Source organism: Polynucleobacter acidiphobus (assembly GCF_003065385.1).
GTDB classification, from domain to species: domain Bacteria; phylum Pseudomonadota; class Gammaproteobacteria; order Burkholderiales; family Burkholderiaceae; genus Polynucleobacter; species Polynucleobacter acidiphobus.
This window is the reverse complement of record NZ_CP023277.1, coordinates 866,423-891,621: the sequence shown is the minus strand read 5'-3', so window position 1 is coordinate 891,621 and position 25,199 is coordinate 866,423. Positions and strand designations below refer to the sequence as shown.

The 25,199-nt window shown below is 50.2% G+C and carries 20 protein-coding genes and 4 tRNA genes; 5 read left to right on the top strand and 19 right to left on the bottom strand.

Annotated features, from left to right (window positions below):
* The first annotated feature begins 1 nt into the window (after window position 1).
* Window positions 2–847, top strand: a complete 846-nt coding sequence (locus tag AOC32_RS04765) for a M48 family metallopeptidase (RefSeq protein WP_234409813.1) — start codon at window positions 2–4, stop codon at window positions 845–847.
* Window positions 848–882: 35 nt separating this feature from the next.
* On the opposite strand, the gene AOC32_RS04760 is transcribed toward AOC32_RS04765, so the two are convergent.
* The 9 genes from AOC32_RS04760 to gltX form a co-directional block, all read right to left on the bottom strand.
* Window positions 883–1,152, bottom strand: coding sequence for a hypothetical protein (locus AOC32_RS04760; RefSeq protein ID WP_108508385.1), 270 nt, complete (start codon window positions 1,150–1,152; stop codon window positions 883–885).
* A gap of 161 nt (window positions 1,153–1,313) precedes the next feature.
* Window positions 1,314–2,309, bottom strand: a complete 996-nt coding sequence (locus tag AOC32_RS04755; protein WP_108508384.1) for a Bug family tripartite tricarboxylate transporter substrate binding protein — start codon at window positions 2,307–2,309, stop codon at window positions 1,314–1,316.
* A gap of 111 nt (window positions 2,310–2,420) precedes the next feature.
* Window positions 2,421–3,494 carry a TauD/TfdA family dioxygenase gene (locus AOC32_RS04750; protein WP_108508383.1) on the bottom strand — a complete coding sequence of 358 codons (1,074 nt, stop codon included), beginning with the start codon at window positions 3,492–3,494 and terminating at the stop codon, window positions 2,421–2,423.
* 171 nt (window positions 3,495–3,665) lie between these two features.
* Window positions 3,666–3,845, bottom strand: coding sequence for a hypothetical protein (locus AOC32_RS04745; protein WP_108508382.1), 180 nt, complete (start codon window positions 3,843–3,845; stop codon window positions 3,666–3,668).
* 52 nt (window positions 3,846–3,897) lie between these two features.
* The gene (locus tag AOC32_RS04740) at window positions 3,898–4,491 is read right to left on the bottom strand and encodes a hypothetical protein (protein ID WP_108508381.1); all 594 of its coding nucleotides are present in this window, start codon (window positions 4,489–4,491) and stop codon (window positions 3,898–3,900) included.
* Window positions 4,492–4,605: 114 nt separating this feature from the next.
* Window positions 4,606–4,682, bottom strand: a tRNA-Asp gene (locus AOC32_RS04735).
* A gap of 31 nt (window positions 4,683–4,713) precedes the next feature.
* Window positions 4,714–4,789, bottom strand: a tRNA-Glu gene (locus AOC32_RS04730).
* A gap of 19 nt (window positions 4,790–4,808) precedes the next feature.
* Window positions 4,809–4,884: transfer RNA gene (locus AOC32_RS04725), tRNA-Ala, on the bottom strand.
* A 34-nt stretch (window positions 4,885–4,918) separates the two neighbouring features.
* Window positions 4,919–6,322 (bottom strand): glutamate--tRNA ligase, encoded by a 1,404-nt coding sequence (gene gltX, locus AOC32_RS04720; RefSeq protein WP_108508380.1) that lies wholly within the window; start codon window positions 6,320–6,322, stop codon window positions 4,919–4,921.
* A gap of 37 nt (window positions 6,323–6,359) precedes the next feature.
* On the opposite strand from gltX, the gene hslO reads away from it, so the two are divergent.
* A complete protein-coding gene (hslO, locus tag AOC32_RS04715) occupies window positions 6,360–7,334 on the top strand; it encodes an Hsp33 family molecular chaperone HslO (protein ID WP_108508379.1) in 975 nt (324 codons plus the stop codon).
* On the opposite strand, the gene ftsB is transcribed toward hslO, so the two are convergent.
* From ftsB to AOC32_RS04695, 4 genes are read right to left on the bottom strand one after another with little or no spacing between them, the layout of a single operon-like run.
* Window positions 7,335–7,661, bottom strand: a complete 327-nt coding sequence (gene ftsB, locus AOC32_RS04710; RefSeq protein ID WP_108508378.1) for a cell division protein FtsB — start codon at window positions 7,659–7,661, stop codon at window positions 7,335–7,337.
* Window positions 7,662–7,674: 13 nt separating this feature from the next.
* On the bottom strand, window positions 7,675–8,967 hold the full coding sequence (eno, locus tag AOC32_RS04705) for a phosphopyruvate hydratase (protein ID WP_108508377.1): 1,293 nt from the start codon (window positions 8,965–8,967) through the stop codon (window positions 7,675–7,677).
* 51 nt (window positions 8,968–9,018) lie between these two features.
* On the bottom strand, window positions 9,019–9,882 hold the full coding sequence (gene kdsA, locus AOC32_RS04700; protein ID WP_108508376.1) for a 3-deoxy-8-phosphooctulonate synthase: 864 nt from the start codon (window positions 9,880–9,882) through the stop codon (window positions 9,019–9,021).
* 10 nt (window positions 9,883–9,892) lie between these two features.
* Window positions 9,893–11,554, bottom strand: a complete 1,662-nt coding sequence (locus AOC32_RS04695; protein WP_108508375.1) for a CTP synthase — start codon at window positions 11,552–11,554, stop codon at window positions 9,893–9,895.
* 92 nt (window positions 11,555–11,646) lie between these two features.
* On the opposite strand from AOC32_RS04695, the gene AOC32_RS04690 reads away from it, so the two are divergent.
* Window positions 11,647–11,835 carry a superinfection immunity protein gene (locus tag AOC32_RS04690; RefSeq protein ID WP_108508374.1) on the top strand — a complete coding sequence of 63 codons (189 nt, stop codon included), beginning with the start codon at window positions 11,647–11,649 and terminating at the stop codon, window positions 11,833–11,835.
* 96 nt (window positions 11,836–11,931) lie between these two features.
* Entirely contained in the window at window positions 11,932–14,517 is a 2,586-nt protein-coding gene (gene acnB / locus AOC32_RS04685) for a bifunctional aconitate hydratase 2/2-methylisocitrate dehydratase (RefSeq protein WP_108508373.1), read from the top strand.
* 402 nt (window positions 14,518–14,919) lie between these two features.
* Here the strand turns inward: acnB and AOC32_RS04680 are convergent, their stop codons facing one another.
* Genes AOC32_RS04680 through AOC32_RS04670 form a run of 3 tightly spaced genes read right to left on the bottom strand, consistent with a single transcriptional unit; the run spans window position 14,920 to window position 20,411 of the window.
* On the bottom strand, window positions 14,920–15,696 hold the full coding sequence (locus AOC32_RS04680; protein WP_234409812.1) for a spermine/spermidine synthase domain-containing protein: 777 nt from the start codon (window positions 15,694–15,696) through the stop codon (window positions 14,920–14,922).
* Window positions 15,697–19,683 carry a phosphoribosylformylglycinamidine synthase gene (purL, locus tag AOC32_RS04675; RefSeq protein ID WP_108508372.1) on the bottom strand — a complete coding sequence of 1,329 codons (3,987 nt, stop codon included), beginning with the start codon at window positions 19,681–19,683 and terminating at the stop codon, window positions 15,697–15,699.
* 38 nt (window positions 19,684–19,721) lie between these two features.
* Window positions 19,722–20,411 (bottom strand): ABC transporter ATP-binding protein, encoded by a 690-nt coding sequence (locus AOC32_RS04670; protein WP_234409811.1) that lies wholly within the window; start codon window positions 20,409–20,411, stop codon window positions 19,722–19,724.
* Between the two features lies 1 nt (window position 20,412).
* Here AOC32_RS04670 and AOC32_RS04665 point away from each other — a divergent pair, with 1 nt between their 5' ends.
* A complete protein-coding gene (locus AOC32_RS04665) occupies window positions 20,413–21,075 on the top strand; it encodes an arylesterase (protein ID WP_407675550.1) in 663 nt (220 codons plus the stop codon).
* 3 nt (window positions 21,076–21,078) lie between these two features.
* On the opposite strand, the gene AOC32_RS04660 is transcribed toward AOC32_RS04665, so the two are convergent.
* The 3 genes from AOC32_RS04660 to lon all read right to left on the bottom strand — a co-directional run bounded on the left by AOC32_RS04660 (window position 21,079) and on the right by lon (window position 25,066).
* Window positions 21,079–22,518 (bottom strand): peptidylprolyl isomerase, encoded by a 1,440-nt coding sequence (locus AOC32_RS04660; protein WP_108508369.1) that lies wholly within the window; start codon window positions 22,516–22,518, stop codon window positions 21,079–21,081.
* 13 nt (window positions 22,519–22,531) lie between these two features.
* Window positions 22,532–22,607: transfer RNA gene (locus AOC32_RS04655), tRNA-Val, on the bottom strand.
* Between the two features lie 26 nt (window positions 22,608–22,633).
* Window positions 22,634–25,066 carry an endopeptidase La gene (gene lon, locus AOC32_RS04650; protein WP_108508368.1) on the bottom strand — a complete coding sequence of 811 codons (2,433 nt, stop codon included), beginning with the start codon at window positions 25,064–25,066 and terminating at the stop codon, window positions 22,634–22,636.
* Window positions 25,067–25,199: the final 133 nt, after the last annotated feature.

The following is a 25,199-nucleotide window of genomic DNA, read 5'->3' as shown; positions in this document are numbered from 1 at the left end:
TATGAACCTGATGTATCGCCCACGTTTTATTCAAGCGCTTGTTAGTGTTTTGGTAGCATGCTGCCTCTTGGTGGCGTGCGCCAACACTAGCCGTCCTGGAGTTGTGGGTGTGCAGCGTTCCCAGTTCATGATGATCTCCGCAGCACAAATCGATCGGATGTCGGCAATTAGTTTTGAGCAGCAGGCCAAGGCGGCGCAGAAGAAAAAGATACTTATTACCAGTGGCCCTGAGTATGAGCGACTTAAGACCATTGCCAACCGATTAATTCCGCAGACAGCGGTATTTCGGGACGATACCCGCAGTTGGAATTGGGGTCTGCAGTTAATTGATTCGCCAATTGTGAATGCCACCTGCGCACCTGGTGGTCGTATTACCTTTTACACCGGGATCATTAATAAACTCAACTTAACCGATGATGAAATTGCTGCGATCATGGGTCATGAGATTGCTCATGCGGTACGAGAGCATGGTCGCGAGCAGGTCTCGCAAGCCCTGGCCCAAAACATCATTAGTAATGTTGCGCTTGCCGCAGCAGGCGCAGGTTCTGCTCAATCGATTGATGCTGCCAATCAAATCATGCAATATGTGTTGGTATTGCCAAACTCGCGGCAGAATGAACGTGAGGCCGATGCGATTGGCTTAGAGCTTGCTGCACGTGGCGGCTATGATCCGCGTGCCGCCATTACGCTGTGGCAAAAGATGAGTAAGGAAAGTGAAGGTAAGAACCCGCCTGAGTTTTTATCGACCCACCCTTCGAATGAGAATCGCATTAAAGAATTATCTGCATTGATACCGAAGGTCATGCCTTTGTACGAAGCAGCGAAGCGCGAGAATAACACCAGGTGAGGTGGCTCCGCTTAGGGCCACCCACCTACCAATTGCTATTTTTTGGCGTCTGCTTCACACTTTTTAATGAAAGCATCTTTAGCGGCGCCATATAAAGGCTTGCCATCTTTACTCAAGGCCTTTGATTCGCAGTTGGAAGGCTTTGCATCTCCTAAGCATTTTTTGATGGACGCATCTTTAGCGGCACCATACAAAGGCTTACCATCTTTACTAACGGCTTTCGCCTCACATTCTTTTAGATCCTTAGCATAAGCCAAAGACGATAGAGATAAAAGCGTGGTTAAAACAATCGCTAGAAATTTCATAGAAACTTTCGGAGTTAGATTGAACGCGGTAATTTGCTTATACCGACCTAATGATCAATTTATTTGGGGTTTTGCTGAGGCGCAATTAGCCCAACGGCGAATATGAGGAGGAAATAAAAACGGCCCCAGATTTTGGGGCCGTAGTTTTTAAGACGTTTTGTTTATTTCTTTAGGTTCAGTTGTGTTCCTAGTTTGCTGTAGAGCTCAAATTGTTCCCTTGCAAATTTCTCAGTATCTTGGGGTGACCGAATTGCTGGAATTGCACCAACCGTATCATTGCCCCGCAACCAAGCTGGGTCTTTGGCGACTTCCTTCAAAACAGCTTGCCATTTATTAACTCCCTCGGCAGGCAATCCGGGTGGCCCATACAAACCACTCCATCCCATCACTTGCTCGAGATTGCTGACACCCACTTCTTTGGCAGTCGGTACATCTGGGAAATCCTTCAGGCGATTGGGCGTTGAAGTGACCAATGCGCGCATGGCACCACCCTTAATTTGACCAACCATGGTGGTGAGATTGTTGCAAATGAATTGCACTTGACCGCCTAATAATGCAGTGGTTGCCTCGCCACCTCCTTTATACGGGATCATCATGGCAGCAGTCGATGGCAATCCAAGCTGACTGAGCATCACTTCCACGGCTAAATGTTGTGTTGTTCCAGGGCCAGCAGTTGCGTAATTTAGCTTACCGGGATTAGCGCGGATCGCATCAATTAAATCTTTCATGGTCTTATAGGGTGCATCATTTTTGACCACGCACACCACAGGATTGAAATCCAACAAGGAGATCATCGTGAAATCATTCCACTTATATGGTGTTTTACTATCGAGCGCTGGCACAATGGCTTGCGATCCACCGCGTGATACCAATAAGGTGTATCCATCGGGTGGCGCAGCACTTACCTTTTGTGAGCCGATTGTGCCAGAGGCACCAACGACGTTCTGTACCACGATGGGCTGTCCAATCATTTTGCTTGCAACAGCGGACAGATTGCGGCCCGAGAAATCACTATCACCCCCAGCTGCATATGGGGCAATTAAGGTAATGGGTTTATTGGGATAGTTTTGCGCGATGGCTGGGCTCATACCAAGCGCACTAGCCACCAATCCCGCAAGAATCGATTTGCCAATGAGGCGTTTACTAGACTTCAACATATTAGGTCTCCTCCACAATGGGATGTTTTTATAGGCACAATAACCCATACTACAAGTCGATTTTTGGGAAACCAATCAGGGTTAAAACTAGGTTTTTGCTCTTTTTGGATCCTAAATGCTCAATTCCACCGAGAGTTTGGTGCCCGGCACAATGATGCCGCCCCGATCCCCTGGGGTGGTATTACCCCAACGGGATGCAAAGTAATCGGGTAAGGGTCGTCCAGATGGCGGGGCAATCCAGAGTCTTAGCAAATGACGGTGGCGCTCAGGTTCAGGCCAGTTCTCAAAGTCATTCCTGGAATGCAGAATTTGATGGTTATGCAAGAGCTGAATATCGCCTGGCTCGAACGCCATCTGCAAGGCAAATCCAGGTTCTTGCAAGATCGCATCAATCAAATCCATGACCTCCACTTGCTCCTTAGTTAAGCGTGGAGCATTCGGAAAGCGGCGTTGCGCTTCCTCGATGTAGTGGCGCAGATAAACGCAGGATAGTTCACCGTGATACCAGTTAAAGATGGGGATCTCAAACCAGGGGTCACGCCCTTCCGGTACTTCACCGCGACGATCGGTAGGATATGGGGTAAACATTGCCGGAATCAGATCAGGGCGACGCTTAACGAGTTCGTTATAAACAGCCATTGAGCTTGCGATAAATGACTCGCCACCCTGCTTCGCCTTTTGCAGGCACAACAGACCAACAATGTCCGCAGAGTCAGTGTGGTAGTCCAGCTTCTTGTTGGTTTGGTAAAAACGCGCACCCGCCTCTACCTTAGCGCCTTGATCACGCACGTGACCCAAGAGATGGCCTTTGCCATTGGAGCTTCGCAAACTCCCCATGTGGCGACCGATCCCCATGTAAATGGTAGCCGCCTTCTCAATCGACCAATTTGCGATTGGCAAGCCGCGCAGCATCACAAAGCCACGGCCGCGCAAGAGTTCTTGCAATTGCCCCTGAATAAATGGCTCTAGATTGTGAAGGGGGAAACTCTCGGGCGTAATACTTTCAAGTGCGAGCCCGGTAGCAGCAAAGTGATCTGCTGCGCGCTCGAGTTCGGCGACTTGTTCCGGTGTCCAGTGAACGATCCAATCCGATTTCTGAGCAAGATCGGCTCCTCGCCAAGCGCAAGGCCCATCAATCGCTTTGGGGATGCTGCCCACAGCATTCATTGATTGACTTGCTCTCATCGCGACCCCCATTGAAATGGTTACTGTATGAATTAACTGAAATTAGTCTATTACAAAAATAGCCAAAATTTAAGCAAAAATGGGGCTAATCAGATCAATTAGTTTGGATATTAATTGGCTTCATATGAAAATCAACTAGATGAGTCTAGATGACTACGGGCTAATACTGATTTAGCGCGTGGGGTCGTCTTGTTTGGATTTGCGCAAAATTGACTGCAATAGTGGTGCAGGTTTGGCGTTTGATTTTGACTTTGTTTGCTTGTTTTGCAAATCAGCCTTGCTGGCATTTTTCAGGCGCAGTGCGATCTGCAGGCCTTGGCGTTTTGCTAAATCGGTTTTCTTGAGGGTCATGATGAAAAAACCCGCCTAGCTCTCACTAGACGGGTCTTTAATACGATATAAATTACTTCTTAGGAGCAGTTACTTCAATCGCGATGATTTCGGTAACGGTTGCTTCAACTTGCGTACCCACTTTTACGCCTTTTAGTACTTTTGGATCTTTCACTTTCAGATCCAATGTACGAGTAGCGCCACGCAAAGTGATGGTACCTTTCTTTTCATCTACAGCGGTTACATCAGCAACCACAGTCACTTGACGCTCGATCGCAGCAGCAGGTTTATCACCCAACTTTGCACGCGCTGCTTTTTCGGTTTCAACACGCTCGCGGATTTCAACTTTGCTTGGCTTTTTAAGATCGGCTACCAAGACCTCAACATGGGTCAGAGTGACGATATCGCCTACTTTGATTTGATTGAAGTTTCTGACCTCATCACCCAACACGGTTTTGTACTCATTACCATTGGGGCCAACAATCACCACTTCACGGGTTTTTGGATCAACGGATTTGAACTTGCCTTGGAACTGAACACCTTCAGCTACTTTTAAGACGCCTGGAGCAGTTTCAACAGCAACCACTGCCTGTGGTTTATTTTGGGCCATGACTGCGGGTGTGCCCATCATTAATACGGCTGCGCTTACAAGTGCGATTTTCTTCATGAAATTCCTCTATGGTTAATTGACAAAAATACCTCAAACGAGAATATTGTTGTAATGATAGTGGTTTTCATGACCGAGAAATGAAAAAACCACCCGAAGGTGGCTTTTGGAATCTGGCGGAGCGGACGGGACTCGAACCCGCGACCCTCGGCGTGACAGGCCGATATTCTAACCAACTGAACTACCGCTCCAGATACTGCATCATGCGCGTCACTGCATGACTGGCGTCCCCAGGGGGATTCGAACCCCCGTACTCACCGTGAAAGGGTGATGTCCTAGGCCTCTAGACGATGGGGACCTTGGACTACTTGTTTTGTTGGTGGAGATAAGCGGGATCGAACCGCTGACCTCTTGCATGCCATGCAAGCGCTCTCCCAGCTGAGCTATACCCCCTTATATTGGTGCACTTTCAAAACAATCCAAGATTTTAGCCTATTTTTGAGAGACGCTCGACAACTTCGTCCTTACCCATCACCGCAATCACCGCATCAAGCGCTGGCGTTTGGGTGGTGGTAAATAGCGCATACCGGATTGGCATTGCCAAGGCGGGCATCTTGAGTTGAAACTGGGTAAGCGTCGCTTTCAGCTGGGCAGCAACCTCTTCCTTAGTTTTGGGATTTGATGCTGTTAGTCGCTCTCTAAAATCTGCTATGGCTGGAATCACAGCGCTCGGAATATTTTGGGCAATTTGCTGGTTACTGAGATTGGGTCGGCCCTGATAGAAAAGCTTGGCGCCTTCGACGATCTCTAACAAGGTGTTCGCGCGGTCTTTAAGTAGGTTAACCACCGACTCAAAATCAGGCCCCTGTGAGAGATCAATCCCCTGCTGATGAATAAACGGCATACATAACTGCGCAAGACGCTTTGGCTCACCCTGCTGAATATAGTGATGATTGAGCCAGAGCAATTTCTCGGGGTTATGTTGTGCCGGTGAGCGCCCCAAGTGCTCCAAATCAAACCATTTCACAAATTGCTCTTGCGTAAAGATTTCAGCGTCGCCGTGCGACCAGCCTAAGCGCGCGAGATAGTTTAGGACGGCTTCGGGTAGATAGCCCATTTTTTGATAGTCGCGCACGCTCAGAGCACCATTGCGCTTACTCATCTTCTCGCCACTCTCATCCAAGACTGTTGGTAGGTGCGCGTAGACCGGCGGCGTGCCACCAAGCGCCTTCATGATGTTAATTTGCCGTGGCGTATTGTTGACGTGATCATCACCCCGAATCACATGGGTAATCTGCATATCGAGATCATCAACCACCACACAGAAGTTGTAGGTGGGTGTGCCGTCGGGGCGAGCGATGATGAGATCATCCAACTCATCGTTACTGATTTCAATCATCCCTTTAACGGCATCTTTCCAAATGACTGAACCACCAATTGGGTTTTTAAAGCGAATCACGGGTAAAGCGTCTTTGGGGGGTTCTGGCAACGTCTTACCAGGTTCGGGACGCCAAAAGCCGTTGTAGCGAGGCTTCTCTTTATTAGCCATTTGCTGGTCACGCAAACGATTGAGCTCATCTTCGCTCATATAACAATAGTATGCCGAGCCATCCGCTAGCATTTGCTTGAGAACTTCACGATAGCGGTCCATGTGTTGCATTTGATAGATGGGACCCTCATCGGGATCTAAGCCCAACCAATGCATTCCCTCTAAGATTACCTCAACGGCCTCGAGGGAGGAGCGCTCTTGATCGGTATCTTCAATCCGCAAGATGAAGTCCCCGCCCTTGCTTCTCGCAAAGGCCCAGGGGTACAAGGCACTACGCAGATTACCTAAATGAATAAAGCCGGTTGGGCTTGGAGCAAAACGGGTTCGAATACGCATGGGCAGTATTATCTCAGGTCAGAACTGCTTAGGATATTTTAGGATGAATCAGCTTTTGGTCTTTGTGTGCGACGGCGCCCCCGTGCGGGGTGAGTTTGTCTCAATTGGCAGTGCGTGGCAGAACATCTTGGCCCTGCGCAATGATCCACCGGCGGTTCAAAAGGTGATGGGCGAGTTTATTGCAGCGGCCACGCTCTTAACGGCTAGCATCAAGCTCGATGGCACCTTGATTATTCAAGCTCAGAGTAAGGGGCCAATTCAGCTCTTGGTGGTTGAATGCACATCCCAACTTGAAATCCGAGCGAGTGTTACCCTTAATCCGGATTTTGATCAAATTCCTGACAATGCCACTCTCGCTGAATTGCTTGATGCAGAAGGCTCTGGCCGTTTGGCTATTACCCTCGATCCAGTTGATCGCAAGCCATCCCAAACACCCTATCAAGGAATCGTGGCATTAAAACGGCCATCCTCTACCCACCCTGGTTTGGATGAGCCGATTGAAACGGTGAGCGATGCCATCATGCAATATATGCAACACTCTGAACAACTTGATACCCGCATCTGGCTGGCCTCAAGCTCACAATCCTTGGGCGGATTTTTATTACAACGCATGCCCGATGCCGGCGGCGCCTCTCAATATGACCCTAAGATGATGGCTGAAGGTTGGGAGCGCATTCAGATGCTGGGGAGCACGATTACCAATGAAGAGCTCTTAGAAGTTGCGCCTGAGACCTTATTGCGCCGCTTATTTCTCGAAGAATCGGAGCGCTTTGGAGTGCGCAGCTTTCCGACGCGGCTTATTCGGTTTGCCTGCCGCTGCTCACGTGAGCGAGTTGCCGATGTGATTCGGATGTTAGGTCAAGAAGAGGTCGATAGCATTTTGGCCGAACTCGGTGCGGTAGAGACTCGCTGCGACTTTTGTGGGATGCAATATCGCTTTGATACCGTCGATTGCAAACAAGCGTTTGCTAGCACGACGCTCAGCGACGCTGTGCGACCGGCCTCCAAGGGGCATTAACTATTGCTTGGGTGTTGCGGGTACTGGAGCGGCATTAGGGCTTGAGGGCACGCCGTCTTTAGGCACGATCTGTACAAAATACTCGCCCTCTTTGAGCATCCCATGCTCTGATCGGGCCCGTTCTTCAATTGCACGTGTGCCCTCTTTTAAATCCTTCACATCGCCAGCCAGTTTATTGTTCCGAATTTCTAAGGCTTTATTTTTCTGGATCTGCGCATCGAGCTGTCGTTCTAGCTCATAGGCCTTGAGCCATCCGCCCTGACCAAACCAGAGCGGATACTGGATCACGATCAGCAATCCCAGCATCGAGTAGATAATCAGGCGCATTACGCAAGCAGGCTTACTTTAGGTTGTGCAGGTTGTAGAACGCAGCCTTACCAGGATAGCTCGCCACATCACCCAGATCCTCTTCAATGCGCAGGAGCTGGTTGTACTTCGCGATCCGATCGGAGCGAGACAAGGAACCGGTTTTAATTTGACCAGCATTCGTACCCACTGCAATATCGGCAATGGTGCTGTCTTCGGTCTCACCAGAGCGATGAGAGATCACTGCGGTGTAATTGGCGCGTTTAGCCATCTCGATGGCCGCAAAGGTCTCAGTAAGTGTGCCAATTTGGTTGATCTTGATCAGAATCGAGTTCGCAATGCCTTTATCGATCCCCTCTTTGAGAATGCGAGTGTTGGTGACAAATAGATCGTCCCCAACCAACTGGATGGTTTGACCAAGCTTTTGAGTTAAGGTCGCCCAGCCATCCCAATCACTCTCATGCATCCCGTCTTCAATTGATACGATCGGGAACTGATTGGCTAAATTGCCGAGGTAATCCGCAAACTCGGTGGAACTCAGTTGCAAGCCCTCGCCTGATAAATGGTACTTGCCATCTTTATAGAACTCGCTCGCCGCACAATCTAAGGCCAGCAACACATCATCACCGGCGTGATAGCCCGCTTTCTCAATCGCACTCAGAATGGTTTCTAGGCACTCTTGATTGCTCTTGAAGTTGGGTGCAAAACCACCTTCATCACCCACCGAGGTTGGCATATTTTTATCATGCAATATTTTCTTGAGGGCATGAAAGACCTCGGCACCACAGCGCAGCGCTTCCCGAAAGCTGTCGACACCCACTGGCATGATCATGAACTCTTGAATATCCAAGCTATTGTTAGCGTGGGCACCGCCATTGACGATGTTCATCATGGGGACCGGCAATTGCATGGCGCCTGAGCCACCAAAATAGCGATAGAGTGGCAAGCCGGCCTCTTCTGCAGCCGCGCGTGCTACGGCCATCGATACGGCTAAGGTAGCGTTTGCGCCAAGACCTGCTTTATTGTGGGTGCCGTCAAGATCATTCAGGGTGCGATCCAGAAACGCTTGCTCACTCGCGTCCAGTCCCAATACCGTTTCAGCAATTTTGGTATTGATGTTTTCAACGGCTTTTAGTACGCCTTTGCCGAGATAGCGATTAGCATCACCATCACGTAACTCAATCGCCTCGCGCGAGCCAGTCGATGCTCCAGATGGAACCGCAGCGCGTGCCATGACACCCGATTCCAACAGAACGTCGCACTCGACGGTGGGATTGCCACGCGAGTCCAAGATCTCACGACCAATAATGTCAACAATTGCGCTCATGCTCTCTCCTAAATATCTGTTTGGGGTTGAAGGTCGATGATTGGCTAAGGGTCAACCCACAAATCGGTCTTCTAAATACATATTGGCTTGTTTCACAACGCGATCCAACTGTTGCAGTGTTGCCAATAGCTCTTTTAAGTGTTTTAGTGGCACTGCATTGGGACCATCCGATAATGCCTTGGCTGGATCCGGATGGGTCTCCATAAATAGACCGCTGATACCAACGGCTACCGCTGCGCGCGCCAACACCGGCACAAACTCACGCTGCCCACCACTACTACTGCCTTGGCCGCCTGGTAATTGCACCGAATGAGTTGCATCAAAGACAACGGGGGCTTGCGTCGCGCGCATGATGGCGAGGCTACGCATATCCGAGACTAAGTTGTTATAGCCAAAGCTGGCACCACGTTCGCACACCATAAATTGATCGGGTAGATTTTTTTCACGCGCAGCAGCCCTCGCTTTATCGACCACATTACCCATCTCATGGGGGGATAAGAATTGCCCCTTCTTAATATTCACTGGTTTGCCACTTTGAGCAACAGCAGCAATAAAGTCTGTCTGCCGACAAAGAAACGCTGGGGTTTGCAAGATATCAACTACGGAAGCTACCGCTGCCACATCGCTGATTTCATGTACGTCGGTGAGGACTGGTACGCCAATTTGTTTCTTGACCTTTTCTAAGATCGCCAAGCCCTTTTCCATTCCCAGGCCCCGAAATGAGGATCCTGAGGAACGATTGGCTTTATCAAAGGAGGACTTGTAAATGAAGGGGATGTTGAGATCGGCACAAATTGCTTTGATCTGACCAGCCGTGTCAATGGAAAACTGTTCCGACTCAATCACGCACGGGCCCGCAATCAAGAAGAAAGGTTTGTTTAAACCAATCTCAAAGCCACACAAATGATTAAACATAATGTTCCAATTACGCAGCGACTGCTGTTTTAGCAGTTTGACGCGCGAGCGCTGCGCGGATGTAGGCCAAGAACAAGGGGTGCCCGGCTCTTGGGGTTGAGGTGAACTCGGGATGGAACTGCACACCGAAGAACCATGGATGCATCGATTTAGGCAACTCCATCATCTCCGGCAGATCTTCATTGGGGGTACGCGCAGAAATAATCATGCCGGCCTTCTCAAGCTTTGGAGCGTAGATATTATTCACCTCATAGCGATGGCGGTGACGCTCATTTACTTCAGCACCATAAATGCTATGAGCAAGTGTATTGGGCTTCACTGGGCATTTTTGTGAACCCAGGCGCATTGTTCCGCCCATATCAGAGTCGGCTGCACGTTTTTCAATCTTGCCTTCACGGTCGAGCCACTCAGTAATGAGCGCCACAACTGGATTGGGGGTCTCCGGGTCAAACTCGGTGCTGTTGGCTGCTTCGATCTTGGCGACGTGCCTGGCAAACTCGATCACAGCAAGTTGCATTCCTAGACAGATGCCCAAATACGGCACGTCGTTCTCGCGCGCATACTGAATGGCTTTGATTTTTCCTTCGGTGCCACGCTTACCAAATCCACCGGGTACCAAAATGGCATCGAGATCATAGAGACACTCGAGATTGCCCTGCTCTAAGCGCTCGGAGTCAATGTAGCGAATATTAATTTTGGTGTGATTGTGAATGCCAGCATGGCGCAGGGCTTCAATCAATGATTTGTACGATTCGGTGAGGTCCACATATTTACCCACCATGCCAATCGTGACCTCATACTGAGGATGTTCAAGCTCGTAGACCAAGGAATCCCACATCGAGAGATCGGCAGGTTTGGCTTGAATATTGAGCTCCTTGCATAAGAGCTCATCCATCCCCTGCTCATGCAGCATCTTCGGAATCTTATAAATCGTATCGACATCCCAAACCGAGATCACTGCTTCTTCGCGCACATTCGAGAACAAGGAGATCTTGGCGCGCTCGTCATCGGGGATCTCACGATCGGCGCGGCACAATAAGACGGTAGGCAATATTCCGATCTCGCGGAGCTTTTGTACCGAGTGCTGCGTGGGTTTAGTTTTTAACTCACCCGCACTCTGAATCCAGGGCACTAGGGTGAGATGGACAAATGCACAATCACCTTTGGGAAGTCGCAAGCTCATTTGCCGCGCAGCTTCTAGGAACGGGAGTGATTCAATATCACCGACGGTGCCGCCAATCTCGCAAATGGCAATATCGGCATGGCCATCATGACTGGCTTTAGCACCCTTCTCCACAAAGGCCTGTATCTCATTGGTAATGTGGGGAATCACTTGAACGGTCTTACCCAGATACTCACCACGGCGCTCTTTGCGAATCACCGACTCATAAATTTGGCCGGTGGTGAAGTTATTGCTCTTGCGCATCTTGGCGCTCACAAAGCGTTCGTAATGACCCAAATCGAGATCGGTCTCAGCCCCGTCTTCAGTTACGAATACTTCTCCGTGCTGAAACGGACTCATCGTTCCAGGATCAACGTTAATGTAGGGGTCTAATTTTAGGAGGGTGACTTTCAGGCCGCGTGATTCAAGAATCGCGGCAAGCGAGGCGGCTGCAATTCCTTTTCCGAGAGAAGAAACTACACCACCAGTGACAAAAACGTATTTGGTCATCGCTTAACGTCTATTGGTAATACGCAATTATAACGATAGCTGGAGCGGATTGAAAAAAAGAGACTTCGGACTTGCCCTAAGTAAAATTAGGGATGCGTTTATTATTCGCCATCCTCATCACCCTTCTATCCCTGTTTTATTTCCTGCCGGTGGCGATTGCGCTTTACCGTAAACGCGCCAATACCGGGGCTATATTTGCCCTGAACCTCTTTTTAGGGTGGTCCTTAATTGGCTGGGTAATTGCTCTGGTTTGGGCCCTGAAGGACGAAGAGATCCTGTAAATATCAGGCGGATTAGGGGTATTTTCTCTAGATCCGCTGTCAGTAAAGTTTTACAATATAGCCTGTTCTTTTGGCCCACTTCTGATCAGGAATCTTATGTTAGACGCATACCAATCCCATGTAGCCGAACGTGCCGCGCAAGGCATCCCCGCCCTCCCATTAACCAAGGATCAAACCGCTGAATTGGTCAAAATGCTTCAGAACCCCCCTAAAGGTTTAGAGGCACAACTCCTTGATTTAATTACCTATCGTGTACCTGCTGGCGTGGATGAAGCCGCCAAGGTGAAGGCTGAGTTTTTAGATGCGCTTGCTAAAGGTAAGCTGCAATCGCCCGTGATCTCTCGCATTAAGGCGACCGAGCTCTTGGGTACCATGCTTGGGGGCTACAACATCAAGCCGCTTGTCGAGTTACTTGAGGATGCCGAATGCGGAGCTGCTGCAACCGAAGCCCTCAAGAAAACCTTACTCATGTTTGATTACTTTAATGATGTCAATGACTTAGCTGAGAAAGGTAATGCAAATGCTAAGGCTGTGATCCAGAGTTGGGCTAATGCCGAGTGGTTTACCAGCCGCCCCGCAGTCCCTGAGTCCATGACCCTGACGGTTTTCAAGGTAACTGGTGAGACCAATACCGATGACCTCTCCCCAGCTCCCGATGCGTGGAGCCGTCCTGATATCCCCTTGCATGCGACGGTGATGCTCAAGAACCCCCGTTCAGGTATTGAGCCCGATGAGGCTGGCGTGCGCGGCCCTATGAAACAAATTGAGGCACTCAAACAAAAGGGTCATCAAATTGCCTATGTGGGTGATGTGGTTGGCACCGGATCGTCTCGTAAATCAGCTACCAACTCCGTGCTTTGGTGGACTGGCCAAGACATTCCCTTCGTTCCTAATAAGCGCTATGGCGGCGTTTGCTTAGGTGGCAAGATTGCACCGATCTTCTTCAATACCATGGAAGATGCTGGCGCCCTGCCGATTGAGCTTGACGTCAATCAAATGAATATGGGTGATGTGATTGAGCTTCGCCCCTATGAAGGCAAAGTACTCAAAGATGGCAAAGTGATTGCGGAGTTCACACTCAAGTCCCCTGTGATTCTTGATGAGGTTCGTGCTGGCGGCCGTATTCCACTCATCATTGGTCGTGGCTTAACCGCCAAGGCGCGTGCCTCACTCGGCTTACCCGCATCGACCGAGTTCCGAGTACCGATTAGCCCACCTGATAACAAGAAGGGCTTTAGCTTGGCCCAAAAGATGGTGGGTCGTGCATGCGGCCTACCCGAAGGCCAAGGCGTGCGCCCGGGTACCTATTGCGAGCCCCATATGACCACCGTGGGTTCGCAAGACACCACGGGACCAATGACCCGCGATGAACTCAAAGATCTCGCCTGCCTTGGGTTCTCGGCAGACTTAGTAATGCAATCGTTCTGTCATACCTCGGCCTATCCTAAGCCAGTGGACATTCGTACCCATCATGAACTGCCATCGTTTATGACCAATCGCGGTGGAGTTTCACTTCGTCCAGGTGATGGTGTGATCCACAGTTGGTTAAATCGCCTCCTGTTACCTGATACCTGTGGCACGGGCGGTGATAGCCATACCCGTTTCCCGATTGGCATCTCCTTCCCTGCTGGCTCGGGTCTGGTCGCATTCGCGGCTGCCACCGGTGTCATGCCACTGGATATGCCTGAGTCCGTATTGGTTCGCTTTAAAGGTCAAATGCAACCTGGTATTACCTTGCGTGACCTGGTCAATGCTATTCCCCTCTTTGCCATTAAGCGCGGTCTCCTCACGGTTGAGAAAAAAGGCAAGAAGAATGTGTTCTCAGGTCGCATCCTAGAGATTGAGGGTCTACCTGATCTCAAGGTTGAGCAAGCCTTTGAGCTATCCGATGCATCAGCCGAGCGCTCTGCCGGTGGTTGCACCGTGCACCTGAACAAAGAGCCCATCATCGAATACATGCGCTCCAACATTACGCTCATGAAGTGGATGATCGCCAATGGCTATGAAGACAAGCGTACGCTCGCTCGTCGCATTAAGGCGATGGAGAACTGGATTGCAAATCCACAATTGCTGAAGGCCGATGAGAATGCGGATTACGCCGAAATCATTGAGATCGATATGAACGAGATCAAGGAACCAATCTTGGCTTGCCCCAACGATCCCGACGATGTCAAATATCTCTCCGAGGTTCAAGGTGACAAGATCGATGAGGTATTTATTGGTTCATGCATGACCAACATCGGTCACTTCCGTGCCGCCGGCAAGATCCTTGAAGGTAAAACCGATATCCCAACACGCTTATGGATTGCGCCACCCACCAAGATGGATGCCATGATCCTTACCGAGGAAGGCTATTACGGCATTTTGGGTCGCACCGGTGCGCGGATGGAGTCCCCCGGTTGCTCGCTGTGCATGGGCAATCAAGCACAGATGCGCAAGGGTGCTTCAGCGGTATCCACGTCGACACGTAACTTCCCTAATCGCTTAGGAATTGATACGCGCGTCTATTTAGCTTCGGCTGAGCTTGCTGCAGTTGCCGCCCTACTAGGTCGCATACCGACTATGGCGGAGTACTTAGAACAGTTCCAAGCGGTCAATGCCAAAGCCAATGATGTGTATCGCTACATGAACTTTGACAAGATCAAAGACTTCAGTGAAGTTGCGGATACCGTAAACGTTTAAGCCTGTCCTTAAACGATTAAGCCCAAGGTTTTAGCCTTGGGCTTTTTTATTTCAGCTCTTGCTCTTCGGTGATTCAAATATCAATGCAAGACAACCGGCTTCGCTTGCTTTCTGCGCTTGTGCATGATCCAAGCGCTGTGGATTCTGGTAACAACCATGATTGGCCAAAGTAATGCGCAAAGCAGTACCCAAAACGTGCGGGTCTCAAATGGGCTGTCATCCGAGCCCTTTGCCTTGTGAGGGCCCTCGCTAAACAAGTGACGTTGTGCATAGGTTATAAACCCAAAACATGCCCCAAGGAGGATGAAAAGGCTAATAAAGGTTGTGTCGGTCATCGCTAATACCCCGCAAAGGATGTGTAAAGCGAATATTACACATAAAGATGTAAAAGAAAAGGGTTATTTAAATAACCAGTCGCTCTTCTTGGTGGGCATTAAAAGCTCGCAAGCCATGTGCCCAAGACTTAGTTGGCAATCCCGTCGTTTTCTCAATCATTTTGGCGCGCTGCACAATACGCTCCCAATCGGTGGTGATCATCGGTCCTTTAAAAGCAATCGCGACGGCATTGCAATCATGGGACTCTGGGAAGATCAGCACCCTACCGTGAAAGGCTTTACATATGTTGTTGAGATTAATATCAAAGCTTTTGTGTTGTGAGAACAGATTCACGGTCATCACACCCACTGCTTTCAGGGTTCGGTAACAGGCTTGATAAAACTCGAGCGAACTTAAGACGGGACCTTTGGCATCGGCATCATACAAATCCACTTGCAAGACGTCAAACTGCTGCTGATGCCGTTTGTTATTCACAAAGGCTAGTGCATCTTCTTGCAGAACCCGTAGCTTGACATGATCATTGGGCAACTCAAACATGGTTCTTGCTGCCAGGATGACTGCAGGGTTAAGCTCCACAACCGTATTCACCACATCAGGACAATGCTCTAGGGTGAACTTAGCAAGTGAGCCGGTACCCAAGCCTAATTGCGCAATCTGCATCTTGGGCTTACTCTGCAAAAAGAGTAGCCAGGCCATCATTTGTTGCGAGTACTCAAGATAAATCTCGTTCGGATCGCGAATGCGCATGGCCCCCTGAATCCATGGGGTACCGAGGTGAAGATAACGAATACCGCCCGACTCCGAAAATGTCACTGGAGGAAACGTCGTTTTGTTGCTGGCCACCTAGTTCACCCAAACACGGGCGTTGCGGAACATGCGTAACCAGGGGCTTGCACCATCGGCGTGCTGATGCCATTCTTTGGGATGCCAGCTCATTTGCACATTTCTGAAGACGCGCTCGGGGTGCGGCATCATCACAGTAAAGCGGCCGTCAGAAGTTGTTACGCTGGTGAGTCCTTGGGGTGAGCCATTGGGATTAAAGGGGTAACGTTCGCTTGGATGACCGTAGTGATCAATAAAGCGTATGGCTGCCAAGTGATTGGATTCAATCAGTTTGATATTGCCCTGGTGTTTAAAGTTGGCATACCCTTCGCCATGCGCTACTGCAATGGGTAGATGACTTCCCGCCATTCCTTTAAAGAATAAGGATGGTGAGTCCAATACTTCCACCATCACCAAACGCGCTTCGTATTGCTCCGATTGATTACGCGTGAACTTCGGCCACGCATCCGCTCCGGGAATGAGTTTCGATAAATTACTCATCATCTGACAGCCATTGCAAACACCTAATGCAAAGCTATCGCTGCGATTGAAAAATGCTCTGAACTGATCACTAAGCATTGGGTTAAAGAGAATGGTCTTGGCCCAACCCTCACCCGCTCCCAATACATCGCCGTAGCTAAATCCACCGCAGGCTACTAAGCCTTGAAAGTCTTTTAGATACGCTCTACCCGATAGTAAATCGCTCATATGCACATCATGCGTGGCAAAGCCAGCACGATCCATTGCATACGCCATCTCTAGATGTGAGTTCACGCCCTGCTCGCGCAAGATGGCGATCTTTGGACGAGTGGCATGTTGAAGGTATGGCGCACTGATGTTCTCACTGGGATCAAAGGTGAGTTTGGGGCTCATACCCGGGTCCTTGGCGTCATCCAAGGCATTGAACTCACTATCAACGCATTCAGGGTTGTCGCGCAGGCGTGCAATTTGATAGCTGGTGTTTTGCCATAGTTTTTGCAAGGCAATGCGGCCCTCTGTATAGATGCATTTGGCATCACGCCAGATCTCTAGGGTGTCGTTCTGATTGGGTTTACCAATCACATGGCTATAGGCGCTGATGCCCTGCTCTCGCAAAATAGCAAAGACCTGATCGCGCTGGGATCGTTCAGTCTGAATGACTACACCAAGCTCTTCATTAAACAAGGCCCGTATGGTTTGCTCATGGCGACGACCACTCACTTGGCTAGCCCAGTTCTTCGCATCGCCATAATCCTGTTCGGTGCGTGCATCAATGCAAAGCAGATCAACATTGATTGAAATTCCGCAGTGACTGGCAAAGGCCATCTCGGCAACGCAAGCAAGGAGACCTCCGTCCGAACGATCGTGATAGGCCAAGACCATTTGTTTGGTACGCAGTTGTGTAATCGCGTTGGCGAATCCCTTTAGGACCTCAGGTCTGTCAACGGATGGTGCTTCGGTATCGGTTTGATCAAATACTTGGGTGACGATGCTACCTGCCATGCGATTTTGATTGCAGCCCAGATCAATCAGAATCAGCTCGGTATCTGCGATCTCGGTGTTGAGCTGCGGTGTCAGTGTTTTACGAACATCATGCACTGGGGCAAACGCTGAGATGATGAGTGAGACCGGTGCAATCACTTGTTTGGTTTGATTCTGGTCCTGCCAGGTCGTGGCCATCGATAGCGAATCTTTCCCTACCGGGATCGAGATCCCCAGTGCTGGACAGAGCTCCATACCGACTGCCTCTACTGAGGCAAAGAGTTTGGCATCCTCTCCCGCTTGACCACAGGCGGCCATCCAGTTCGCTGAGAGCTTAATCTCATCAATGCGCTGGACATCCGCTGCCAGAATATTCGTGATGGCTTCACCCACTGCCATTTTGGCTGCTGCTGGCGCATTAAAGAGAGCTACGGGGGTGCGCTCACCCATACTCATGGCTTCTCCACGATAGCCCTGATAATCCATGGTGGTCACTGCGCAATCAGCCACCGGTACTTGCCATGGGCCCACAAATGGGTCGCGCGAGTTCAAGCCGCCCACGGTGCGATCACCAATCGTAATTAAGAAGGATTTACTCGCCACCGTTGGTTGTTGCAATACCGCCTCAATTGCTGCTTTGAGATCAATCTCATTGCAATTGATGGGAGCAAATTGCTCATGCGTGCTTTGTACATCGCGGTGCATTTTGGGAGGTTTACCTAAGAGCACCTCCATGGGCATATTAATTGGATACTCTTGATCTGGATTAGCGCTTTGTTGCTGATCGTGCAGCTGCAGTTGACGCTCTTGCGTGGTGTGGCCCACAACCGCATAGGGGCAACGCTCACGCTCACAAATGGCGGCGAAGCGCTCGAGATCCTTGGCGTGGATCGCAATCACATACCGCTCTTGTGACTCATTGCACCAGATCTCTGCGGGACTCATACCGCTCTCTTCCAGCGGAATCTTCCGCAGTTCAAATTGCGCACCGAGCTTGGCGCTATCGGCGAGTTCGGGGAATGCATTCGATAAGCCACCTGCCCCCACATCATGGATTGACACGATGGGGTTGTTCTCTCCTAGCGAGCAGCATTGATTAATCACCTCTTGCGCGCGACGCTCAATCTCGGGGTTGCCACGCTGCACCGAGTCAAAGTCAAGATCGGCGGTATTAGCACCCGTTGCCATAGAGCTAGCTGTGCCACCACCCATACCAATGCGCATGCCAGGACCACCCAACTGAATCAGTAGATCGCCATCTAAAATGGTTTTCTTATGGGTGTGGATGTCTTCAATTGCACCAATCCCACCTGCGATCATGATGGGCTTGTGGTAACCGCGGCGCTTGCCTGCGATGGTTTGCTCAAAGACCCTGAAATACCCACCCAGATTAGGGCGACCAAACTCGTTATTGAAGGCAGCGCCACCCAATGGACCATCGATCATGATTTGTAAGGGGGTCGCAATCCGCTCTGGTTTGCCATAGGGCTTTTGCTCCCATGGCAAGTTCGTGCCAGGGATATGCAAGTTCGATACTGAAAACCCGGTAAGCCCTGCTTTGGGTTTGCCACCAATCCCGGTTGCACCCTCATCACGGATCTCTCCACCCGATCCCGTCGCCGCCCCCTGAAACGGAGCAATCGCTGTGGGATGGTTGTGGGTCTCAACCTTCATTAGAGTGTGTACCAAAGCACGCTTGGTGTGGTATTGCCCTGCGGGCCCCGAGGAGCTCCATATATCCGCTTCGCACCCTTCCATAATGGCCGAGTTATCCGAGTAAGCCACAACCGTTCCCTTAGGCTGCAAACGGTGCGTGTTCCGAATCATGGCAAAGAGCGAGTGTTCTTGCTCTTTGCCATCGATTGTCCAGCTCGCATTAAAGATTTTGTGGCGGCAGTGTTCGCTGTTCGCTTGCGCAAACATGATCAACTCAACATCACTGGGGTTACGACCTAAGCGCTTGAAGTTCTCTTCGAGATACGCGATCTCATCGGCCGAAAGTGCTAAGCCGAGCGATTGATTTGCATCATCGAGCGCTTTTTGACCCAAACCAATGACATCAATACGGGTGAATGGGCGATCGGGTAAGGTTTGATAGAGGGCATTCGCCTCCTCTGGCGAAGCAATGATCACCTCGGTCATGCGATCAAATAGGCTGGCTTGGAGAGTGCGTTCTTGTTCTGGGCTTAGTGCACGTTTTGCACTCCATTGATAAGCAATGCCGCGCTCGATTCGGAGGACTTTTAATCCGCACTGATGGGCGATATCCGTCGCCTTACTTGCCCATGGAGAAACCGTGCCAAAGCGCGGAATGACAATTGCACGATTTAGCGCTGCTTTTACTTCAAATGGTTCGCCATACTGCAGCAATGCATCGAGGGTTGCCAGCTCATCGCTAGTCAGTTGATTGGGGAACCAGACAAAGTGCAGATACTGAGCCTGAATCGACTGAATCTCAATCCCCTCGCGTTGGAGGTGACTCAGAAGCCGTTGTTGACGGAAGACAGAGAGGGCATCAGCCCCGGGCAGACAACGGAAAAAGGACATTCCGCAATTATAAGAGCCCTGCAATCCCGGTTCTGGTTTTAGACCAAACGACCGCCTTGCAGCGTTAACTGACGGCTACAGCGCTTTGCGAGTTGGGGATCATGGGTTACTAAGATTAAGGTGGAGCCGTTCTCACGGTTGAGCTCAAAAAGGAGTTCAATGACTTTGGAACCGCTGGCCTCATCCAAACTACCAGTGGGCTCATCAGCAAACAGAATGGATGGCTCACTCACAAATGCACGGGCTAAGGCCACGCGTTGCTGTTCACCGCCCGATAAGGTTTTGGGGTAATGCATTAAACGTTGCGATAAGCCGACGCGTGCGAGGCAATCGGCTGCGAGCTCGCGCGCCTCCGTCAGCGGTGTTCCACGAATCTCCAAAGGCAGCATGACGTTCTCAAGGGCATTGAGATGAGGTACTAGTTGAAAGGACTGAAACACAAAGCCCACAAACTGACCTCTTAGTTTTGCCCGACCGTCTTCATCCAATCGACCCAGATCCTGCGCCATGAGTTCGATCGAGCCACTCGTGGGTAGATCTAAACCGGCCATCAGACCCAATAGTGTGCTCTTACCAGATCCCGATGCGCCCACAATAGCAACCGACTCTCCTGATCGAATCGTGAAATTGATGTCTTGCAAAATGGCAAGTGGTCCGTCACTGGTCTGAACCGTTTTACCCACACCCTTGGCCTGCAAGACTGGGGCAGATTCATGCACAATAGTCAATGTGAATCCCTTGTTTAAACAATTTGTTGTTGGATTGGCCTCCATCTTACTCGTCAGTGCTGCACCCGTGCAGGCACAAACTGCTAAGACCCCAAGCGCAACTCCACAACTCCTGGTTCTAGGCGATAGCCTCTCCGCAGAATATGGACTGCCACGCGGTACTGGTTGGGTGGGATTGCTCCAGAATCAATTACGCAAGGATGGCAGTGTTTGGCAAGTTGCCAATGCCAGTATCAGCGGTGAGACCACCGCAGGCGGCTTAAGTCGTCTGCCAGATCTCTTAAAACGCATCAAGCCTCGTTTAGTGATTATTGAGCTGGGTGCCAATGATGCCTTGCGAGGACTCTCTCTCGCGGCTACCCAGAAAAACCTCAAAGAGATGATTGTGATGAGTAAGAAAAGTGGTGCCGAGGTTTTACTCCTGGGGATGCAAATCCCTCCCAACTATGGTCAGGAGTACACCAAACAGTTTGCGCGATTGTTTGTGACCCTAGCGCAGTCGGAGCAAATACCCCTGCTGCCTTTTTTCCTGGAAGGTGTTGCTAAACGACCTGAGTTATTTCAGGCGGATCGGATTCATCCAAATGAACAGGCTCAACCAATTATGTTCAACAACGTATGGAAGGCTCTCGAACCGTATCGAGAGCTTCTTAAAACCAATTGATTATTACTTCAGTGGATTAATAATCTTCACATCCGCCAAGATGCGCATGTGATTGAGGAAGGCTGCAAACTCGGCTTGGGCTGCTAGCGCTTCCATTTGTTGTGCTTGTGCGGCACGCATTTTGGGATCTGCGGCTGGTGGTTGACGCACTTGATCAATGCGATACAGAGTAATTCCGCCATCAGAGCCCTGAGCGGATACCACCACAGGTAGCTTGGCTGGATCAACCGCCATCACTGCATCCAACTGTGGGCCAACTAGATCGGTTGGCTTATTACGTGAGACCCATACTGGTTTACCAAAACCATTGGTGTCATTGGGATTCTTTTGCAGGGCTTCAAAGCGAGTCCCTGCTGCTTCGGCGGCTAGTTTTTGAGCAGCCTTCAGACTGTACTGGCGACGTACTTCAGCACTCACCTCTTTATAAGGCAGAACTTTTGCTGGATAGAAGGTCACCACGCGTGCCGATACAAAGGTGCCAGGAGCAATTTGTACCGCTTCAATGTTGCGTTTGTTCTTGAGCGCTTCATCATTAAATAGGGCTTGTACCACGCGTCGGTCATTCATGGGGTGATCTTTGGAGAGGCTTGCTTGACCATTCCGCCCCACCCCTTTGGCCGACTGAATGGAGAGCTTTAATTTATCCGCTGCTGGTTTAAGACTGTCCGCTTGATCATAGGTAATGTTTGCGAACTGATCAGCCTTGTCATTAAATACTTTGGCGTCTTCTTTAGGATCGGCTTTGAGTACTAGGAACTCCACATCGATAGTCTCAGGAGACTCAAAGAGTTTGGTATTAGCCTCGTAGTACTCTTGTAACTGGGCATCGGTCGGGGTCACCTTGTTTACAAACTCATTCGCAGTAAAGCGTAAGGATTGAACCTGGCGTTCGGTCTCATACATCGTTGAGATCATGCTTGCTAATTTTGGATTGGGTAACTCGGTACGCGCCACTGCGGTAACCAGTTGCTGAATCATGAGATCAAAGCGTTGGGCGTTCTCAAATTGATCAACGGTCATCCCGACATTCGCTAACAGTTGACGGTAGCGTGCCGAGTCGAAGCTGCCATCGGGCTTATACATCGCCTTGATCTCTGGGATCTGCGCTAAGCTTTGACTGAGGTAGGCATTGCTAATACTGAGTTTGAGGTCGCGTACGGCAAATGCCAAGAGGCGCTGCTGGATCAACTCATCCAATATGGCTTGTCGGAAGGGCAAACTCTGAGCAATCTGAGTGGTCCCACCAAAACGCTCGGCTTGACGCTTGGCATTGTTATCCACCTCTTGGGTGGTAATTGGTTTGCCATCAATCTTGACCAGATCCGTATCTTTGTCAAAGAAATCCGTATAGCTCGAGATGCCAAAGAGCGCAAACGATGGAACGATAAAGATCAACAGAATGATCTGCGCTAGTTTTTGGTGTTTACGTACGGAGTCGAGCATGGATTAGAAAGAATGGTGGGTGCTAACGGGATCGAACCGCTGACATTCTGCGTGTAAGGCAGACGCTCTACCAGCTGAGCTAAGCACCCTTAAAACTGACAACCGAGATTGTAACTTAATGTTTGATGACGTCTCCACTTGCAGGGCTACTGGTTTGCTTAGCAGCCTCCGCAGCCTTTTTGGCCAACTCCTCAGGGCTGGGATCGGGTAAGGGCTCAGCCTTGCGCTCAAGGGCAAGTTCCAAGACCTTATCAATCCAACGCACTGGGACGATCTCGATTGCATTCTTCACATTATCGGGAATATCAATCAAATCCTTGACGTTCTCTTCCGGAATCAGGACCAGCTTAATCCCACCGCGGTGTGCGGCAAGGAGTTTCTCTTTCAGGCCACCGATTGGCAGTACCTCACCACGCAAGGTGATCTCACCGGTCATGGCAATATCAGAACGCACGGGGATTCCGGTAAATACCGAGACCAGTGCGGTTGTGATTGCGATACCTGCCGATGGACCATCTTTGGGAGTGGCTCCCTCTGGGAAGTGGATATGAATGTCTTTCTTCTCGAAAGCCTCATCCACAATACCGAGTCCCTTGGCGCGCGAGCGCACCACTGTTCTAGCGGCCTCGACGGACTCTTTCATGACATCGCCAATCGAGCCAGTGCGAGTGATTGTTCCCTTGCCCGGCATCAGCGCTGCTTCAATGGTGAGCAAATCACCGCCGACCTCGGTCCATGCCAAACCAGTAACCTGCCCAACTTGGTTCTCCTTCGCAGCCGAGCCAAAGTCAAACATGCGCACCGATAGGAACTTCTCAAGATTGTCAGCGTCGACTTTGATCGGTGCACTCTCTTTTTTGAGGAGCAACATCTTCACGGTCTTGCGGCAGATTTTGCTAATTTCGCGCTCGAGTGCACGAACCCCTGCCTCACGCGTGTAATACCGAATGATGTTCCGAATCGCGCTCTCATCAATGGTGAGTTCACCATCCTTTAAGCCATTGTTCTTGTTTTGTTTTGGGATGAGGTAGTTCTTCGCAATGCTAAGTTTCTCATCCTCGGTGTAACCGGCTAAGCGGATCACTTCCATTCGATCCAACAAGGGACCGGGGATGTTGAGCGAGTTCGCAGTTGCCACAAACATCACATCGGAGAGATCAAAGTCGACTTCGACATAGTGATCTTGGAAGGTATGGTTTTGCTCTGGATCCAAGACCTCAAGCAAGGCACTGGCAGGATCACCTCGGAAGTCCATACCCATCTTATCGACTTCATCAAGCAGGAATAATGGATTACGGACACCCACCTTGGTGAGGCTACTCAGAATCTTGCCTGGCATTGAACCAATATAGGTCCGGCGATGCCCCCGAATCTCCGACTCATCGCGCACACCACCCAAGGCCATACGTACGAACTTACGGTTGGTTGCGCGTGCAACCGATTGCCCAAGCGAGGTCTTACCCACTCCGGGCGGACCGACCAAACACAAAATGGGTGCTTTGACACGATCCACCCGTTGCTGAACCGCGAGGTACTCCAAAATACGTTCTTTCACTTTATCCAGACCATAGTGGTCTTCGTTCAATACTTTCTCGGCATTGCTGAGGTCATTATTGATCTTGCTCTTCTTGCGCCATGGCAAGTTCACCAAGGTATCGATGAAGTTCCGGATCACCGTCGCCTCAGCCGACATTGGTGACATGAGTTTTAATTTCTTGAGCTCAGACTCGGCTTTTTTCAAGGCTTCCTTGGGCATGCGTGCCGCTTTAATGCGCTTCTCCAGCTCCTCAAGGTCAGCGCCCTCTTCGCCCTCACCCAATTCTTTCTGAATGGCTTTCACCTGCTCATTGAGGTAATACTCACGCTGACTCTTTTCCATCTGGCGCTTCACGCGACCACGGATCCGCTTCTCGACTTGCAAGATATCAATTTCGCTCTCAAGATCCGTTAAGAGACTTTCTAAGCGCTGCATCACTCCGTTCATTTCCAGTAAGCGCTGCTTTTGCTCAAGCTTCACTGGCAGGTGTGCGCAAATGGTATCTGCTAAACGGCTGGGATCATCAATTCCTGCAAGCGATGCCAAGATCTCTTGGGGGATTTTTTTATTGAGTTTGACGTACTGATCAAACTGAGCCATGATCGCACGGCGCAGTGCTTCGGTCTCGTGCGCATCAACCACCTCAATCTCTTTGGGAGTGGCTTCGCAACTAAAGTAGCCTAGGCTATCTTCAATCTGGCTCACTTCAGCCCGTTGCGAGCCTTCGACCAGAACCTTCACGGTACCGTCAGGCAGTTTGAGCATTTGCAAGATACTGGCAATACAACCCACTTCATAGAGGTCCTCAACTGAGGGCTCATCTTTGGCAGCGGCTTTTTGTGCCACGAGCAAGACGCTCTTGCCGGTTTCCATCGCGGCCTCGAGGGCTTTAATGGATTTAGGGCGACCCACAAACAATGGGATCACCATATGGGGAAAGACCACCACGTCCCTTAAGGGCAACAAAGGTAACTGGATGGGTTCAGAAGGAAGTAATAATTGTCCTGGCATTGCGTTGTTCTCCAGTTAGATCTACGACTAGCATACTACCTATGTGGGGAGTTCCTCGAGAAACTCAATACCAATCATACAAAAAAGATCAAAAATACCCTAAATTAGGGTTAATTTTGCAAAAATGGCTTGA

What these genes read in the sequence shown, in the direction of transcription:
- AOC32_RS04765 (WP_234409813.1), top strand. Translation starts at nt 2, where the DNA reads ATGAACCTGATGTATCGCCCACGTTTTATTCAAGCGCTTGTTAGTGTT.
- AOC32_RS04760 (WP_108508385.1), bottom strand. Translation starts at nt 1,152, where the DNA reads ATGAAATTTCTAGCGATTGTTTTAACCACGCTTTTATCTCTATCGTCT.
- AOC32_RS04755 (WP_108508384.1), bottom strand. Translation starts at nt 2,309, where the DNA reads ATGTTGAAGTCTAGTAAACGCCTCATTGGCAAATCGATTCTTGCGGGA.
- AOC32_RS04750 (WP_108508383.1), bottom strand. Translation starts at nt 3,494, where the DNA reads ATGAGAGCAAGTCAATCAATGAATGCTGTGGGCAGCATCCCCAAAGCG.
- AOC32_RS04745 (WP_108508382.1), bottom strand. Translation starts at nt 3,845, where the DNA reads ATGACCCTCAAGAAAACCGATTTAGCAAAACGCCAAGGCCTGCAGATC.
- AOC32_RS04740 (WP_108508381.1), bottom strand. Translation starts at nt 4,491, where the DNA reads ATGAAGAAAATCGCACTTGTAAGCGCAGCCGTATTAATGATGGGCACA.
- hslO (WP_108508379.1), top strand. Translation starts at nt 6,360, where the DNA reads ATGAATCAGCTTTTGGTCTTTGTGTGCGACGGCGCCCCCGTGCGGGGT.
- ftsB (WP_108508378.1), bottom strand. Translation starts at nt 7,661, where the DNA reads ATGCGCCTGATTATCTACTCGATGCTGGGATTGCTGATCGTGATCCAG.
- eno (WP_108508377.1), bottom strand. Translation starts at nt 8,967, where the DNA reads ATGAGCGCAATTGTTGACATTATTGGTCGTGAGATCTTGGACTCGCGT.
- kdsA (WP_108508376.1), bottom strand. Translation starts at nt 9,882, where the DNA reads ATGTTTAATCATTTGTGTGGCTTTGAGATTGGTTTAAACAAACCTTTC.
- AOC32_RS04695 (WP_108508375.1), bottom strand. Translation starts at nt 11,554, where the DNA reads ATGACCAAATACGTTTTTGTCACTGGTGGTGTAGTTTCTTCTCTCGGA.
- AOC32_RS04690 (WP_108508374.1), top strand. Translation starts at nt 11,647, where the DNA reads ATGCGTTTATTATTCGCCATCCTCATCACCCTTCTATCCCTGTTTTAT.
- acnB (WP_108508373.1), top strand. Translation starts at nt 11,932, where the DNA reads ATGTTAGACGCATACCAATCCCATGTAGCCGAACGTGCCGCGCAAGGC.
- purL (WP_108508372.1), bottom strand. Translation starts at nt 19,683, where the DNA reads ATGTCCTTTTTCCGTTGTCTGCCCGGGGCTGATGCCCTCTCTGTCTTC.
- AOC32_RS04660 (WP_108508369.1), bottom strand. Translation starts at nt 22,518, where the DNA reads ATGCTCGACTCCGTACGTAAACACCAAAAACTAGCGCAGATCATTCTG.
- lon (WP_108508368.1), bottom strand. Translation starts at nt 25,066, where the DNA reads ATGCCAGGACAATTATTACTTCCTTCTGAACCCATCCAGTTACCTTTG.